The sequence below is a fragment of the Snuella lapsa genome (genome assembly GCF_039539345.1).
In the GTDB taxonomy this organism is placed as follows: domain Bacteria; phylum Bacteroidota; class Bacteroidia; order Flavobacteriales; family Flavobacteriaceae; genus Snuella; species Snuella lapsa.
In genome coordinates this window covers 65,239-81,508 of record NZ_BAABCY010000099.1, presented here as the reverse complement: position 1 = coordinate 81,508, position 16,270 = coordinate 65,239, and the positions used below count along the sequence as shown (strand labels likewise).

General features: G+C 35.0%; 14 protein-coding genes. 5 read left to right on the top strand and 9 right to left on the bottom strand.

The genetic code is table 11. The features are described 5' to 3' along the window. Nucleotides 1–9: 9 nt before the first annotated feature. Both ABD792_RS17915 and ABD792_RS17910 read right to left on the bottom strand, forming a co-directional pair. Nucleotides 10–393, bottom strand: coding sequence for an OB-fold protein (locus tag ABD792_RS17915; protein ID WP_345007745.1), 384 nt, complete (start codon nucleotides 391–393; stop codon nucleotides 10–12). 138 nt (nucleotides 394–531) lie between these two features. Then, nucleotides 532–1,599, bottom strand: coding sequence for a hypothetical protein (locus tag ABD792_RS17910; RefSeq protein WP_345007744.1), 1,068 nt, complete (start codon nucleotides 1,597–1,599; stop codon nucleotides 532–534). Nucleotides 1,600–1,683: 84 nt separating this feature from the next. Between ABD792_RS17910 and ABD792_RS17905 the strand changes: the two genes are divergently transcribed. Genes ABD792_RS17905 through ABD792_RS17895 form a run of 3 tightly spaced genes read left to right on the top strand, consistent with a single transcriptional unit; the run spans nucleotide 1,684 to nucleotide 5,653 of the window. Further along, nucleotides 1,684–2,208, top strand: a complete 525-nt coding sequence (locus ABD792_RS17905; RefSeq protein ID WP_345007743.1) for an RNA polymerase sigma factor — start codon at nucleotides 1,684–1,686, stop codon at nucleotides 2,206–2,208. A gap of 45 nt (nucleotides 2,209–2,253) precedes the next feature. Continuing rightward, nucleotides 2,254–3,165, top strand: coding sequence for a FecR family protein (locus tag ABD792_RS17900; RefSeq protein WP_345007742.1), 912 nt, complete (start codon nucleotides 2,254–2,256; stop codon nucleotides 3,163–3,165). Then, nucleotides 3,149–5,653 (top strand): TonB-dependent receptor, encoded by a 2,505-nt coding sequence (locus ABD792_RS17895; RefSeq protein WP_345007741.1) that lies wholly within the window; start codon nucleotides 3,149–3,151, stop codon nucleotides 5,651–5,653. Before ABD792_RS17900 ends, ABD792_RS17895 begins: the two co-directional genes overlap by 17 nt. Before the next feature lie 5 nt (nucleotides 5,654–5,658). Here the strand turns inward: ABD792_RS17895 and ABD792_RS17890 are convergent, their stop codons facing one another. The 4 genes from ABD792_RS17890 to ABD792_RS17875 form a co-directional block, all read right to left on the bottom strand. Then, entirely contained in the window at nucleotides 5,659–6,195 is a 537-nt protein-coding gene (locus ABD792_RS17890; RefSeq protein WP_345007740.1) for an acyl-CoA thioesterase, read from the bottom strand. Further along, nucleotides 6,188–6,898: a DUF3307 domain-containing protein gene (locus ABD792_RS17885; protein WP_345007739.1), complete on the bottom strand. Its 711-nt coding sequence runs from the start codon at nucleotides 6,896–6,898 to the stop codon at nucleotides 6,188–6,190. Before ABD792_RS17885 ends, ABD792_RS17890 begins: the two co-directional genes overlap by 8 nt. Next, entirely contained in the window at nucleotides 6,895–7,509 is a 615-nt protein-coding gene (locus ABD792_RS17880; RefSeq protein WP_345007738.1) for a transcriptional regulator, read from the bottom strand. The genes ABD792_RS17885 and ABD792_RS17880 overlap by 4 nt, the downstream gene beginning before the upstream one ends. Before the next feature lie 176 nt (nucleotides 7,510–7,685). Beyond that, a complete protein-coding gene (locus tag ABD792_RS17875; RefSeq protein ID WP_345007737.1) occupies nucleotides 7,686–9,005 on the bottom strand; it encodes a DNA recombination protein RmuC in 1,320 nt (439 codons plus the stop codon). 278 nt (nucleotides 9,006–9,283) lie between these two features. Here ABD792_RS17875 and ABD792_RS17870 point away from each other — a divergent pair, with 278 nt between their 5' ends. Then, nucleotides 9,284–11,665 carry a LamG-like jellyroll fold domain-containing protein gene (locus ABD792_RS17870; protein WP_345007736.1) on the top strand — a complete coding sequence of 794 codons (2,382 nt, stop codon included), beginning with the start codon at nucleotides 9,284–9,286 and terminating at the stop codon, nucleotides 11,663–11,665. Nucleotides 11,666–11,783: 118 nt separating this feature from the next. After that, a complete protein-coding gene (locus ABD792_RS17865) occupies nucleotides 11,784–13,181 on the top strand; it encodes a Gfo/Idh/MocA family protein (protein WP_345007735.1) in 1,398 nt (465 codons plus the stop codon). A gap of 84 nt (nucleotides 13,182–13,265) precedes the next feature. On the opposite strand, the gene ABD792_RS17860 is transcribed toward ABD792_RS17865, so the two are convergent. The 3 genes from ABD792_RS17860 to ABD792_RS17850 are packed head-to-tail and all read right to left on the bottom strand — an operon-like array spanning nucleotide 13,266 to nucleotide 16,254. Beyond that, the gene (locus ABD792_RS17860) at nucleotides 13,266–14,060 is read right to left on the bottom strand and encodes an ABC transporter ATP-binding protein (protein ID WP_345007734.1); all 795 of its coding nucleotides are present in this window, start codon (nucleotides 14,058–14,060) and stop codon (nucleotides 13,266–13,268) included. Between the two features lie 22 nt (nucleotides 14,061–14,082). Next, complete coding sequence (locus tag ABD792_RS17855) at nucleotides 14,083–15,111, bottom strand: FecCD family ABC transporter permease (protein WP_345007733.1); 1,029 nt, start codon at nucleotides 15,109–15,111, stop codon at nucleotides 14,083–14,085. Further along, the gene (locus ABD792_RS17850; RefSeq protein ID WP_345007732.1) at nucleotides 15,112–16,254 is read right to left on the bottom strand and encodes an ABC transporter substrate-binding protein; all 1,143 of its coding nucleotides are present in this window, start codon (nucleotides 16,252–16,254) and stop codon (nucleotides 15,112–15,114) included. It abuts the gene before it with no gap. Nucleotides 16,255–16,270: the final 16 nt, after the last annotated feature.

The window sequence follows — 16,270 nt, the reverse complement described above, 5'->3', positions numbered from 1 at the left end:
AAATTAAAATTAGTTAGTAAGTATACTGCACTGGTCTAATTTGATTTGCTCAAGCAGATCATCATAGCCTATAACACGTCCTTTAATTTTAATTTGGGAGCCTATTTGTATGGTTGCTTTGTCAACTGGCGTATTGAATAAGCAAAAGATACCGTCACTTATGGTTAGATCATTAGAATTTATTTCACTAACATTTCCTGAAACTTCTACAGTTTTATTAAGATATTTCTTTTCAGAATCTATTGAGTTGTCAACAAATTCGTTTATCAGTGTTGCAGAGGATATTACATAGGCTGGTACTTCGGCCTTTATGTCCCGATGGTCTTGATAAACATAGTTATAGCCTATAACAGCAACAATAATGATTATGAAAAGAATAATCCATTTTCGCATAGTTTTTCATTTTTTATTTAAAACTGCTCCAACATTTAGTTGAAGCAGTTTTGTTAAACATTAAAAGATGTAAATAAAAGCATCAGTGTATTGATGCGAAGGAATTTTTCTTTTTCATTTAATGTTTAAATCAATATTTTAATTACAGTTGTTATTATATCGCATTCTATCGCCATCCCCAACCCTAAAATCAATTCGGGTTTCTGTATATTCAGATATTTCATGCAAAATCCAATCGTTATTGCAATATGGTAATTCGGGGATGTCGATTATTACAGTCAGGTTGTTTCCGGTACCACTAGCTGTCCATGTGCCTTCTTCGGTATTATTAGCGTAATACACGGTGATGGTACCATCCGTATGAAAGTTAAAAGTGTAATCGTTGTACGCATCATCGTAATTGTAATTATATCTTTTTAGTTTGTCTACTGTCCAACCATTGCAGTTGGTAAGAACGGCCGTTAAGTCTTTAATATTACAGTCATCACAATCATCATCATTATAATCGAAATCGTCATCTTCGTCACAATCGTTCTTATGGGTGTTAATTGCATCTTCAAGTTCATTTAAGTTGTTAACGCTTAAAAGGGCATCGTCTGTGAGTACCACATTTACAGGAAAGTTGATGCTAACCAGATCATCTTTGTTTAAAAGCGTTATAAAATGATTTAGCTCCTTATCTGTGTTTAACGTAACGGTTTGGATTATTTCATTATTCTTATTGAATACAGATGCGGAAATAGGGTATAAAAAGTCAAGGCATTCAATGTCGTCATCTGTTTCGTTTTCGCCTTTGCAGGTATTCGAATGACTGTAAAATTTGGAAGAAGAATTAACCTCTATTTCAGTAAAGTCTTCCAAAACAATGGTAATGGGGTACGTAATGTTTAAAATGTCTATATCATCATCAGAATCATCAAAAATGTATTCAATTATATCATAATCATTTTGCGTATTTACAGTTAGATCTATGTTGTTTGCGGTGACATCTATAGGAAGTTTAATGTTAAAACAGTTAGATTTATCAATAATATTGTCGTTAGACCCATCGTTTGTAGACATTTTTTGCATTAACTTAGCAATAGAAGAGTTGGCAATTAATGTTTGGTCGGTAGGAGCCTGAATGAATTCCATTTCTTCTTTTCTGCAGGAAGCGACTATTAATAAGGCTGTTAAGCAGATGAAAAAGGTTGTTTTGAATTTCATTTTAGATTCATTTATATAACTATAACAACTTAAAGTTAGAATCTCCTGAGAATTTTTAAATAAATTTAAAAGTGCATATAAAAATTGAGAAAAGAATTGCATACTAAAATTTGTGAAGAGAAGGTTTTTGAAAGTATTTACAATACCTATTCCAAGGATTTGACAGATTATTTATATTATCGGTATGGTGAGGCACTCAATCCAAAGGATAAAGCTCAGGAGGCCTTTGTGAAATTGTGGAATAATTGTAAAAAGGTAAGTGTTGACAAGGCCAAATCCTACTTATTCACTGTAGCTAATAACATGATGTTAAATGCGATTAAGCACCAAAAAGTTGTTTTGAAATACCAAACGGATAAGCCCAATATTTACCATAGTGAATCGCCTGAATTTATTCTGGAAAAAAAACAGTATTTTGAGAAGTATAAAGCTGTTTTAGCCAGTTTAAATGATGAACAACGCGTAGCTTTTTTACTGAATAAGGTAGAAGGTAAAAAGCATGGTGAGATAGCTGAGATATTAGGAGTAACGCAAAAGGTGGTTGAATACAGGATTTACAGTGCTTTTAATATTTTGAAGAAAGAATTGGAAGGATTTAAAATAAAATAATCAGGAGTTTTTGAGCTTTAATTGTTATATATAAAAGTAAAGTGTATGAATTCGAAGTCATTAATAGAAAAATGGTTGAACAATGATCTTACGGCTGAAGAAGAACAGCAGTTTGATGCATTGGATGACGCACAATTCAATAAAGAGATTATTGAAAACGCTCAATATTTCAAAGCATCACATTTTGTTAAAGCATCACATTTTGATACTTTTAAAGCGCAATCTTTTAAGAACGAAGCTCCAGTTAAAAAGTTATATAATTTTAGATCGTATCTAAAGGTTGCATGTGTTTTTATTGTGGCTCTTGGTATTTACTACACACTCTTTTATAATCATTACACACAAGTGAAGACCCTAGCCAGTGAAACGCAAATGATAGAGTTGCCAGATCATTCGGTTGTGACCTTAAACGCATTGAGCGACATAGCATACCATAAAAGAAATTGGCAAGATAATCGCGAGTTAACACTCCATGGAGAGGCTTATTTTAAAGTTGAGAAAGGAAATACTTTTAAGGTTGTAACCAATCAAGGTACAGTAACTGTTATAGGAACTCAGTTCAATATTAAGGACAGGGATCATCTTTATGAAGTTAAGTGTTTTGAGGGAGTGGTTGAGGTTTATGCTGATACAATAAAGCGAACATTACATGCAGGAGATACCTATCGGATACTTAACGGTAAATTCACTCAGGGAAAAACCATCACGAATGTCCCCAGATGGACAGAAAATATGAGTATTTTTGAAGCAGTCACGGTTAAAGAGGTTTTTGCTGAATTAGAACGGCAATACGGTGTTGAGGTAGTCTTTAAAGATTTTAATCCCCAGAGGTTGTTTACTGGAGGGTTTGTTCATGATAGTTTAGAAGATGCATTGAGAGCAATTACGCAACCTATGAATTTAACCTATGAGATGAAAGCTTCAAACCTGGTAGTTATTCATGAGAAAAAGAATTAAGCAATTTTTATTAATACTATTTTTCACGTGTTCAATCAGTGATTTGTATTCACAAAATGAGGAAAAACCGCTTGCCGAGGTTATTTCTTTTTTAGAAGTTAAATACAAAGTTCAATTTAATTATGCAGAGGACACAGTTAAAGGCCTTACAGTTAAGTGGAATACAGATTTAAAGTCACTTGATGACTCTCTTGCGTATCTTCAAAATGCTACCAGCCTTTTATTTACAAGAATTGGAGCTCATGTTATTTCCATAAAACATAATCCTGTTAAAATTTTGTGTGGAACCATAAGGGATATGGAAACACGAGCGCTTTTATCTGTCGCTACCATTCAAATGGGGGACGAGGCCACTACAAGTGATGAAAAAGGTGTGTTTGAGTTGCAGGTAAAAGATACTTCTAAACCAATTGTAATCCGTTATTTGGGGTATAAAACAACATATGTAACTTACAATGCCCTAAAAGATAGAGACTGCCCAGACATTTTTTTAATGCCAAATTTTCAAAGGCTTACAGAAGTGTTAATTTCTAACTATATCGTTAATGGAATTAACAAAATAAATAATGGTTCTTTTGATATCGATTTTTCAAAATTCGATATTTTACCAGGACTTATAGAAGCCGATGTTTTGCAATCTGTACAAAACTTTCCTGGTGTGCAAAGTAGTAACGAAACGGTTTCTAATATTAATATAAGAGGCGGTACGCACGATCAAAACTTAATACTTTGGGATGGTATAAAAATGTACCAATCGGGCCATTTTTTTGGTTTGATTTCCATGTATAACCCATTAATAACACAATATGTTTCTTTGCGTAAAAATGGTAGTAGTGCTGTTTTTTCCGATGGTGTTTCGGGTACTATAGATATGCAAAGTAGCAAGCGGGTTAATTCAAAGTTTAAAGGAATGCTTGGTGCCAATTTAACCAATGTTAATGGATATATTGACACACCCGTTGGTAAAACCTCTTCCATTCAAATAGCAGCTAGAAAGTCAATTGGCGACTTTGTTGAGACGCCTACATATAAGGCATTTTTCGACAGAATTTCTCAAAACACCGAAGTGGCCAATAATCAAATGAACATAACCAATTCCGATAAGTCGTTCGATTTTCACGATATGTCTTTGCGTTGGCTATATCGGATAACTGAAAAGGATAAGCTAAGGCTTAATTTTATTAATGTGCACAACCGGCTTATTTTTAACGAAAATGCCAACCTTAATAATAATGAAGAATCCCGTAAAAGTAGTTTGTCCCAACAAAGTATAGCCGGGGCTATTAATTATGAACGTGATTGGACACGACGTTTGCAAACCGTTTTGGAAATCTACGAGACAGATTATAAGCTGCAATCGATTAATGCGAATATTTTGGATGCCCAACGGTTTCTTCAGGAGAATATAGTGTCTGAAACCAGCACTAAGTTAAAAATGAATTATGCCATTAATGAGCGTTTTCAGTTTTTAAATGGTTATCATTTTATAGAAACTAAGGTGACCAATTTAGACGATGTTGATAGTCCGTTGTTCAGGTCGTTGGTTTCAGAAGTTTTAAGGGCACATGCGGTCTTTTCAGAGATAGGGTATAGGTCGTTAAGTGGAAAAACCAATTTAAATTTAGGGATCAGATACAATTATTTATCAAAGTTCCATAAGCAGTTATTGGAACCCCGATTTAGTTTTAGCCATAAGTTTTTAAACTATTTTACCTGGGAGGTTCTGGGAGAGTTCAAACACCAGAATACCTCACAGGTGATTAACTTTCAGAGTGATTTTTTGGGAATTGAAAAACGAAGATGGCAATTATCGAACAACAATGACGTACCCGTTATTCAGGGTAAACAAGTTTCTACCGGAATCAGTTACAACAAAAAAGGATGGTTGCTAAATGTAGATGCATACTATAAAAAGGTTACCGGAATAACATCACAGAGTCAGGGATTTCAAAATCAATTCGAATTTGTTAAGTCTACTGGGAGTTACGAAGTAAAAGGAGGGGAGCTATTGTTAAGGAAAGCGATACATAGTTTTAATTCATGGCTGAGTTATTCTTATATGGACAACTCTTATTTTTTTAAAGACCTTTCGGTTACAAGGTTTCCAAGTAATTATGATATTACACATATGGTAACGTTCGGAACAGCATATTCCCTAAATAAACTAAAAGTTTCTGCAGGATTTAATTGGTATACAGGAAAGCCGACAACAAGACCGCTCATTGATAATAGCTTTCAGGATAATGTTATTAATTATGGTGCACCTAATTCCGATCGCTTAAGGGATTATATGAGATTGGATTTTTCGGCAATGTACGATTTTAAAATATGGAATAATGGAGCAGTTTTAGGTGTGTCTGTTTGGAATGTACTTGACCAGGAAAATGAGATCAACAATTTTTACAGGCTAAGAAATAATACTGTTAATAAAGTTGAGCAGTATTCACTGGGAATAACCCCTAATATGGTTTTTAGGCTAGCATTTTAATTGCACTAAATCGCTATTTGTGCATTGTGGTTTTTAAGTAGTTCCAGATGGTCATCCATTTTAAATTCTGTCGATTTAAAGGTTGTGGACCTGTTTTTAGCCTGTTCCTGTCTGGCAATGCTCCTTGAAAACCTACGAATACTCTGTTCAGAATCCAATATAAGCCCTGGTACCTTTACATTTTTACCTTGGTCGTCTTTGGCGACCATAGTGAAATAGGACGAATTACAGTGCTTTTTTTCACCCGTTTGTATGTTTTCGGCTTCAACACGTACACCAATGACCATAGAGGTGCGTCCCGTATAGTTTACAGATGCTTTTAGGGTAACAAGTTCTCCAACTTCTATAGGATTTAAGAAATCTACCCGGTTTACTGATGCCGTTACACAGTAATGCCTTGAGTGTTTAGAGGCGCAGGCAAAGGCAATTTGATCCATTAAATTTAAAATATAGCCCCCGTGAATTTTACCACTAAAATTGGAGTGTGCAGGAAGCATTAATTCTGTGATAGTTACTTGTGAATCCGTAATATTTTTAAACATGGTTAATTACAACATTATAAATGATACCTGTTATTATGGCTATGCTAAAACTAATGAGTGTGCCTATTAAAATGTACTCTGTAAGCTGCCTGTGTTTAGATTTTTTTAAATCGCCAAACCGAAAAACCGATTTAGCAGTTATGAGAAATCCAACGGCTTCCCAATGGTTAAAGATGATAAAAATAAAAACTAAACAGCGTTCTAATATACCGATATATTTTCCAGCATCTTCAAGGGACTTATTATTTTTAGTAAGTTCTGAAATATTCCACTTTATAAAAATAGTTTTCATAATTATTGAGGCCGGTGTTGTTAAAAATATAAAGCAGAGTATTAACAACAGACTGTTTTCAGTTATTACCTTTTTAATATGCAAGATATTATCGGTAAAGAAAAAATAACAAAGAACGATAATGGCAATGTGAAATAACTGATCTAAGAAGAAGAGTTGGCGTTTTGTTTTTTTCTTTTGGATTAAAAGTTTTGTTGCATCAATAATAAAATGGGAAATGCCTATAGCTATTACAATGGGTATTAGTGTTAGGTCCCATAATATTAGTGCAGTAAGGGCAACATGGATCAGTACATGAAAATATAGTTCGCGTGATCTTAGTTTTTTCTTTTCTTTACTCTTAACCCAGCTTTTGGGCTGTAAAAAGAAATCACCAATAAGGTGGGCTATTAAAAGTTTAATTAAAATCATGATAGGATCGTTATTTTATGTCTGTACATGCGGTTTAATTCAAGAATTTCACTAAGATAGGCTCGCCGTTGTCTTTTGCTTATGGCGTTTTGGTTAATGCCTATCATTTTGCCCAATTCGCTTTGGAGCGTGTTGGGGTTTTCAAGACTGAGCTTTACAATTTCTGCGGAATTTGCGGTCCAGTTATCCATAGCAATCGAGGACAGTTTAAAATAAAGATTTAGCTCATTATCCAGTTTTGTATTATTCGTTTTGATAAGTAAGTTCTGTTTTTCTCTCTTTAGGGTCTCTAGAGTTTCGCCTGAATACACAAAAGCTTCACCGTTTGATTCGCTTACTTTTTTACCCTGGTAGGTTTTATTTCCAATACCTATGGCCAATCGAACATCCAAACCTTTTATAGATTTAATACATGCTTTTATATAAACGGCTTTTTCAAAACTCGAAAGGTAGTCCGGTATTTCTATTTGAAAACTATCACCTCGATATATTTCCCAATGGCTTTTGTTTGAGCTTAGTGTAGACATTGCCAATTCAAGTTCTTTTAGCCATATTTCGGGATTACTGTGGTTTCTGGATTTTATAATATCACCAGTAATTACGCTAGTCATAATAAGCTAATTTTTTACATTCCTTGATTACAGAATAATAAATTAAATTCCTTAAATAAGGAATAATTAAATATATTCCTTTATTGAGGAATATTCAAATATATCACGTTTTTGGTTGATAAACAAATATTTACTCGATAATCGAGATTTATGCTCCAAGGCTTGCTTTGAGGAGCTTACTCTTCTTCTTGAGCACGTTTAATAATAGCTTCTGGTAATGCTTTCTTGGCTTTTGCTCCCATCTTTTTAAGTTTTTCAACACTAGTAATAAGATTGCCTCTGCCCTCTACCAGTTTGTTCATTGCGGCTGAGTAATCCATTTTTGCTGCGTCAATTTTTTTGCCCACACCAGTTAAATCTTTTACAAGGCCTTCAAATTTATCGTATAGAGCACCCGCTTGTCTGGCAATTTCAATGGCGTTTTGCTGTTGTTTTTCGTTATTCCACATACTGTCAATAGTTCGCAGAGTTGCCAATAGGGTAGATGGTGTTACAATAACAATGTTTTTTTCAAAAGCTTTATTATAAATGCTATTGTCTTCATGTACTACAACAGCAAAAGCAGGTTCAATTGGAATGAACATTAATACAAAATCGGGAGACTCTATGTCATATAGGTCCTGATAGTTTTTTGCAGATAGTTGATCGACATGCTTTCTAATGGAGTTTACATGTGCCTTTAAAAAAGGTGGCTTATCGTCTTCATCAGCATTAGCATAACGTTCGTAGTCGGTAAGAGACACTTTAGAATCAATAATCATTTTTTTATTGTCTGGCAGGTGTAGTACCACATCAGGCATAACTCTGGAGCCGTCTTCACGCGCAAAACTTTGTTGTACAAAATACTCCCTGTCTTTTTCCAATCCAGATTTTTCCAATACGCGCTCCAGCACCAATTCACCCCAGTTTCCTTGCATTTTACTGTCCCCTTTTAAAGCGCGGGTTAAATTGGTGGCCTCTTTGGTCATTTGTTGGTTTAAGTCTTTTAAGCCTAGTAATTGCTCCTTTAAGGCCGAATGCATACTGATGCTTTCTTTTTGGGAGGAGTCGACCTTTTCTTCAAAATGTTTTATTTTTTCTTGAAGTGGATTTAAAATGCTTTTTATGTTTTCTTGGTTTTGGAGTGTAAATTTTTTTGATTTTTCGTCTAATATTCTGTTTGCTAACAATTCGAAGTCTTTGCGCAGCTGTTCTTGGCGCTCTTCAAGTTCCTTGTCTCGTTTTAAAGTTTGTTGCTGCAAATTTTCGTACTCGGTATTTTTTCGGATTAATTCAGCATTTAAAAATTCTTTTTCTCTTCTTATTTCCTCACGCTCACCTTCAATTTTGTCTAAGTTTTGCTTTAAGCTCTCTATGTGAAGTTGTAATTGGTTTTGGCGTTCTTCAAGCGTACTTTTTTCACTTTTACTTTTAAGTTTTGTAAAAAGTAACCCTATATAATAACCGATGGCAGCAGAAATAAGTATGGAAAGAATAAGAATAATATTGTCGTTCATGGTACTTTATTGGATTAAGGTAAATTGCCTCGGGGCAAGCCTCGGAACATTTAAAACTCGATTATCAAGTAAAAGTAATAAATTCTATTATTTGAGATTTTCTTTTAAGCGCCTTTCTTTTTCACTTTTACTATTTTTATATAATTTTGGTTGTAAGTCGGTAATTAAGGTCAATTTTGCTTATAAATTTTGAGATTAATTGTATTTTGGGCTACCTAAAACAAAAACTTCATTCATTAAAAAAAAAGAGCAGGTTAATGCTAATAGATAGGTTTCTTATGCTAACAAAAAATTATCTATTGTTATTGATGCTTTTTCCCTTTTTATACCTGCCGAAAGGCTATTCGCAGAATGATTTAACGGTAGACGACTATGTTTTTGTAAGTGGGGCTTCGGCCGATTCCATTACATTTAAACTTCATCAAGGTGTTCGTGCTTTTATTTTTGATGTTGAAAAGAATGGAGCAAAGTATGTCGTTAAGAGTGCGATAAATGAGGTTCCTTTAAAAACAATTTTGTTGGAAGTAGACCAATTTTTAACTGAAGATACAGAGGCCGTAATTTCGTTTGTTTTTAGAGGGGTATATAACAAGGAAGATCTAAGTAATTTTCTGGAATTGTATTTTCCTGAAAAAATCTTTTTTAAAACGGAAGACGATTGGCCCAAAGTTGATGTATTGAAAGAGCAAGGGGTGAGGGTTCTTTCTGTTTTTCAACAGGATTTGGCCGAAACTTCCATAGGACGTGTTAGAAATGAAAGTAAATATGTAAATAGGTTTACTGCAGATCCCTTAAACAAACTTGTGCTTTTTAGTACGCATACAAAAACAGATACAACCCTTTTTAAACATGTTTTTGAGTTTTGGAAAACAACGGGTAAGGCACCTAATTTTATTGATGCTCCATACTTGGATGCTTTGACTGTCACGCATGTAGCTGATTCTTTAAATCGTACCAGGCGTTTTCGAGGCGTATTAGAATATAATGGAGCATTATTAAGTGAAATATCTTGGATTAATTCACCCAAAGTGATTACACCTGCTAAATTTTCCTTTCCCTTAACCGAAAAGGAACAAGTGCTGTCCCCTTATAAAAATGGGTACCGTATAACTCCTGCCGAAGTGATTCATCACGTAGCTCAAACGGATGCTCCACGTTTATTTACAGCGTACGATGTAGTTTTAGAAGATGCTTTAGAATATGATTTTACTTTTGATAAAACTGTTGTAAACCGAGCAGATAATGAGTGGGACAGGGTTATAACAAAGGATATTACTTTTGCTGATGACTTAGAGCGAGGCACGGTATTGTATTTAAATGCACAGGACGCTTTTATTGATTACTCCAAGGAAAATACGCTTAATTTCGAAACGCCTATAAGTGTTTCTGTTTGGTTAAAACCAGAAGCGCTTCCTGAATTTATGGGGATTGTAGGTTTTGGTCTGGCGTTTTCCGTTAAATTAAATAAAGGAAGTCCCGACTTTACAGCGGCTACCATAAAAGACCATGTTGTAGAACGTCCTTTTAAAATAGGGACGTGGCAGCACTTAGTGGTAGTGTATAACCCTAGGACAACGGTAGATTTTTATCTAGATGGCGAAAAAATAGGCGATATTGATACGTCCGAAATTATTCCGTCCGATCAGTCATTGGTTATAGGGAACAATATCTGGGGGGAGCAATTTTATGGCGCTATAGATGACTTGAAAATTTGGGATAGGGGACTTTCACAAAGGGAGGTTACCATGTTGTTTGAGGGAGCAGATAAGCGCTCAGAAAGTAATAGAAACTATGTGCTTTTGGCTTTGGTTGTCATTTTTGTTTGTATTGTAGGGATAGTGATGATAACATATAAAAGAAAAAAGGCTAAAAAAGCAAAACCTAAGACCTCTATTCCTTATGTAATACGCCAAAACAAGGCTGAGGTTGAAAAAGACATGTTAAGCCTTTTTGGGAGTTTTCAGTTGTATAAGACGAAGGGGCAGAGTCCTTCATTTTCTCCACTTCACAAACAATTAGTGTCCTATTTAATTTTATCGGCTATAGATGAGAAGGATGGTGTTACAACCAATAAACTTACAGAAACGTTTTGGCCAGGTGTGTCCAAAGTAAAGGCAAAAGAAAATCGAAGTGGGAACATTCGGAAGTTGCGTATGGTATTATCGCAAGTCGAGGGGTTGCAGGTTGTTTTTGAAGACAAGAAATGGCGTATTGTTAATGCCGATACTTTGGAGGTAGATGTCTACGAATACATGCGTCTAAAAGAGCAGATAGAATCAGATATGGCTAATGAAACTATTGCTTTGAGTGATTTGGAGACCCTTCTTGAGTTACTAAAGAAAGGGAATGTTTTACAAAGCACTCAAACCGAGTGGGCCGATTATTTTAAGGCTAAATTATCAAATGAGGTAGAGCATCTGTTGTCTGGTATATACAATTATCATCATCATAATTTACCCGGACAGGTATGTGTTAAAATGGCTAAAACAATTCTTTTGTTCGACAGTTTGAATGAAAATGCCCTTCAAATTTTAATTATCGAATTGGTTGCTTTAGGAAAACATGGACTTGCTCAGAACGCTTATGTTACGTTTTCAAAGAATTACCAAGCTCTTTATGCCGAGCCTTATGGAGTTAATTATCAGGACTTGCTAAAGTGAAAGAAACGTTAAAAAAATGTTTTTTTCTTAAAAAAATAATGCGTTCACCCATTTGTTCACCTAGTTATACGACTTCTGGATGTATATTTAGACCACAAAATTTAAAACAGTTGTATTTATGAATTCTAATAGAAGGGATTTTTTAAGAAAATCATCAATGGCAGGTGTAGGTTTAGCTTTCTTGCCAAATTTTTTGAATGCCGATAGCTATGAGGCATCAAATGCATACAAGGAAAATTATATGGGGGATTTTGCAGCTCCTAAACTGGATACAGTACGATGTGCTTTTATTGGTGTTGGTGCAAGAGGTTCGGGTCATGCAAGACAGATCGCTACTATTGAAGGAACAGAGGTAGTTGCTATAAGTGATTTGTATGAAGATTTAGCCAAAAAGTCGGCCGATAAGTGTAAAGAGATTGGTGCTGGACAACGTCATAAAGATATTAAGACTTACTACGGAGGGCCAGATGAGTGGAAAAAGATGTTGAATACTGTTAAGCCAGACATGGTTGTTATAGCAACACCTTGGAGTTTGCATGCGCCAATGGCTATCACAGCAATGGAGGCCGGAGCACATGCCTTTGTAGAAGTGCCTATTGCAGTGACCATAAAAGAAATGTGGGACATAGTGAAGACATCAGAGAAAACACAGAAGCACTGTATGATGATGGAGAACGTTAATTATGGACGTGAGGAGTTGTTGTATCTTAATATGTGTAGACAAGGTGTAATAGGGGAATTACTTCATGGTGAAGCTGCTTATATTCATGAACTACGTGGACAAATGCATCAGGTAGAACGTGGAACAGGATCGTGGAGAAGTTATGAGTATGCCAATAGAGACGGTAATCTATATCCTACACATGGATTAGGTCCAGTAGCACAATACATGAATTTAGCAAGAGGAGAAGATAACTTTGAACGCATCAATTCATTTTCTTCACCTGGACGTGGACGTAATATATATGCCAAAAAGAATTTTGATAAAGACCATAAGTGGAATCAAATGGACTTTAAGGGAGGTGATATAAATACATCTATAATAAAAACAACTTTAGGTCGTACGGTTATGGTTCAATGGGACGAAACAAGTCCAAGACCATATTCCAGACATAATCTAATTCAGGGAACTAACGGAACTTTAACAGGTTTCCCTACGCGTATTGCCTTAGAAGGAGGTGTTGAAGGGGCAACTAAAAACCATCATAGTTGGGCACAAGGAGAGGCATTAGAAGCTATTTACGAAAAGTACGAACACCCATTGTATAAACGTTTAGGGGAAGTTTCCAAGAAAATGGGAGGCCATGGCGGTATGGATTTCATGATGCTTTACCGTATTGTTGAATGTTTGCGTAAGGGACAACCTTTAGATCAAAATGTTTATGAAGGTTGTTTCTGGAGTGCTGTAGGACCATTAAGCGAGGCTTCGGTTAAAGCACACGGTGATTCTCAAAAATTCCCTGATTTTACAAGGGGAGCTTGGAGAACTACAAAGCCTTTGGATATCATTAAGTAATAATTTTTGAGTTAGTTAATAAGATTTTAGTATTAAAATCACTTTTTGAATTCTGTAGCCGTATCCCTAAAGGATGCGGCTACATTATTTTTTAACTCTAAAGCTTCCTGTATTCGAATCGAAATCGATGAGATCTTTGGGGAACAAAGATTGAAAAACGCCTTTAGTAATTAAATTGCAAGGTTGATCGGCTTCTACGTTGTCTTTAACCATAACAACCATTTTGTCACATAATTGAATGGCCAAATCGATTTCATGAGAAGAAAACAAAATGGTCTTGTTGGTTTCTTTAACAAGCTTTTGGAGTAACTTTAAAATATACGCTTTATGATACATGTCTAGGTGCGTGGTGGGCTCGTCCAGAATAATTAAATCCGTGTCTTGAGCTAGGGCTCTTGCTATCATTACTTTTTGTAATTGACCATCACTTAGTTCAAAACACTTTTTATACCTAATGTCGTAAATGTTGGCTAATTTCAAGGCTTGATTAACCATAGAAATGTCTTCGGCCTGCATATTACCAATCCAGTTGGTGTAGGGCTGTCTCCCTAAAGCTATCAACTCAAAAACAGATAAATTTTTTGAAACAATTTGTTCTGTTAGGACTAAACTCATGGTTTTAGCCAGTTCAATAGCACTGTAATTTGAAAGTGTTTTATTGTTTAGTTTTATGCTCCCGCCCAACGGGTTTTGAAGGGTTGTTAGTGTTCTTAAAAGTGTTGACTTTCCAATGCCATTTGCGCCAACCAACCCAACCAATTCACCACGGTGGAGCTCTATGTTAATATTAGAAGCAACAATACTTTTAGACTTTTTTGAAGTATAACCTATTGCTAAATCTGTAGTATTTAAAATAATATGTTTGGGTTTAGTTGTCACCAATTTCTGTGTTTTAACTATTTTAAAAAACCATTTTTCGTTTTCTAACCAACAACCATATAACTACGGGGGCTCCAATTAACGATGTAATAACGTTAATAGGAAGTGTATAATCACTTGTAGGGAGCTGAGCTATACTATCACATATAAGCATAATGATGGCACCAAAAATAAATACGGCAGGTAGTAATAATTTATGGTTAGATGTGTTAAAAATCTGTCTGGTCATATGTGGAATGGCTAACCCAATAAATGCTATTGGTCCTGTAAAAGCTGTTATGGTGCCAGCTAACAAACTGGTAGCTACTATAATTACTAATCTACTGCGCTTAATGTGCAGCCCTAGACTCCTGGCATAGTTTTCTCCCAGTAATAATGTATTTAAGGCTTTTATTGAGCTTAAGCTTAAAAGAATTCCAAAAAAGTAAATGATAAATAAAATAAACACTTCTTCCCATGATAGGTTTCCTAAGCTACCAAATCCCCAAAAAATGTATTGTTGTAGTTCTTCGGCAGAACTAAAAAAGGAAAGTACACTAACAATAGCGGTTGTAATACTTCCAAACATAAGGCCAATAATGAGAATGGCCATAGTATCCCTAACACGGGACGATACAACCAAAACAGACAGTAAAACTAAAAAGCTTCCTAAACTGGCAGCTATAACAATGCCCCATTTGGTAACCAAACTCCCTACCAATATACCCCCAAAAGCAGCAGATCCCATGATTATTAAGGCAACTCCAAGACTGGCACCAGAAGTTATACCTAGCACAAAGGGGCCTGCTAGTGGATTCCTAAATAAGGTTTGCATCATAAGACCCGATACTCCCAAACCAGAACCTACAATAATGGCAGTGAACGCTTTTGGTAGCCGATAATTAAATACGATTTGATGTAAGGAATTGTTTTTGGAAGTCCCCAGGAGTATGTTTAATAATTCAGAATTAGAAATAGATACCGAGCCTAAACTAATATTAGCGAAAAAACAGAATAATAAAAGTATGATTAGTACTGTAAAGGCAAGTTTATATGTGCTTTTGTTAGGCAATTATTCTAAGCGTTTAAAAAAGTAAAGTTCGTGATTTTTGAGTAAATCTGGATGTGCAATGGCAATAATATCCTTTAATATGATATCTGGACGTAGGGAACCCAATTCGTAATATAATAAGCCCCCTTTAGTGCCAACCTTATTTGTATAGGTATAAATAGTGTTGTTTTTAAATGCATCAAAAAAGGAATAGCCTTTACTACTAGATATCATTTGTGCTTTATTGTTGAAATTTCCAGCACCTATCCATAATTCGGCCTGTTGTGCTTTTTGAAGTACATTTTCAAAATTTAATTGGAGGCTTCCTGTATTATTGTTGTCATGCCATAAATAGTTAGTGTTAGCATCTCTAAAATATTTGGCTATAAAGCTATTGCCGCCAGGGATGTTCCAAACGTCCTTGAACATAGATCCCGAAAGTACCGTTGGTTTTTTCTCAACATTTAAAGCCATTTTTTTTGCATTTAAATAAGATGTTTCAATTTCACCAAAGATAGAATCTGCTTTTTCTTCTTTATTAAAAAAAGCGGCTATAAATTTTATCCATTCAGCTCTTCCAAGCGGATGTTCTTCTGTCCATGCGCCATCAAATACAACAGGAATGTTGAATTTTTCTATTTGATTAAGAGTTTTGTCATTACCGTTAACAGAAAACCCAATAACCAATTCGGGTGCCAAATCCAGAAGAAGCTCCATGTTAATATCCAGATCGTTATTAAGATCTTTAACTTCACCGGAATCTATTCTTTTTCTAGTACTCTTTGATGAAATATATTCGGTGTTGGGAAAGCCAACCAAACACTTGTCAACATCTAAATATTCCAATGTAGGAATGTTGGTAGTAGACATTACGACCACTTTAGATACAGGAGTTTTTATAACCACCGCTTTGTTGTCATGGAAAGGTATTTCGTGATCTTTTTCTACCAGTAGGTACTTAAAAGTTTGTTTGCTTTTTGGCCAGGCAGATGTAACGGTAATTTCTTTATGCGTGTCAAAATATTTTATTGAAAAGCCTTTTGCGTACTTGATGCTTTTTGTAACAAATTTAATTTGCTGATCTGGAGTAGTTATAGTTTTTTCATTTTTTTTACAGCCAGTTACTATAATTAAAATGCTTATTAAAAGAGTTATAAAACGCATTGCTCTAAATTAGAGA

What these genes read in the sequence shown, in the direction of transcription:
- ABD792_RS17880 (WP_345007738.1), bottom strand. Translation starts at nt 7,509, where the DNA reads ATGACTAGCGTAATTACTGGTGATATTATAAAATCCAGAAACCACAGT.
- ABD792_RS17915 (WP_345007745.1), bottom strand. Translation starts at nt 393, where the DNA reads ATGCGAAAATGGATTATTCTTTTCATAATCATTATTGTTGCTGTTATA.
- ABD792_RS17910 (WP_345007744.1), bottom strand. Translation starts at nt 1,599, where the DNA reads ATGAAATTCAAAACAACCTTTTTCATCTGCTTAACAGCCTTATTAATA.
- ABD792_RS17870 (WP_345007736.1), top strand. Translation starts at nt 9,284, where the DNA reads ATGCTAACAAAAAATTATCTATTGTTATTGATGCTTTTTCCCTTTTTA.
- ABD792_RS17850 (WP_345007732.1), bottom strand. Translation starts at nt 16,254, where the DNA reads ATGCGTTTTATAACTCTTTTAATAAGCATTTTAATTATAGTAACTGGC.
- ABD792_RS17875 (WP_345007737.1), bottom strand. Translation starts at nt 9,005, where the DNA reads ATGAACGACAATATTATTCTTATTCTTTCCATACTTATTTCTGCTGCC.
- ABD792_RS17900 (WP_345007742.1), top strand. Translation starts at nt 2,254, where the DNA reads ATGAATTCGAAGTCATTAATAGAAAAATGGTTGAACAATGATCTTACG.
- ABD792_RS17885 (WP_345007739.1), bottom strand. Translation starts at nt 6,898, where the DNA reads ATGATTTTAATTAAACTTTTAATAGCCCACCTTATTGGTGATTTCTTT.
- ABD792_RS17865 (WP_345007735.1), top strand. Translation starts at nt 11,784, where the DNA reads ATGAATTCTAATAGAAGGGATTTTTTAAGAAAATCATCAATGGCAGGT.
- ABD792_RS17895 (WP_345007741.1), top strand. Translation starts at nt 3,149, where the DNA reads ATGAGAAAAAGAATTAAGCAATTTTTATTAATACTATTTTTCACGTGT.
- ABD792_RS17890 (WP_345007740.1), bottom strand. Translation starts at nt 6,195, where the DNA reads ATGTTTAAAAATATTACGGATTCACAAGTAACTATCACAGAATTAATG.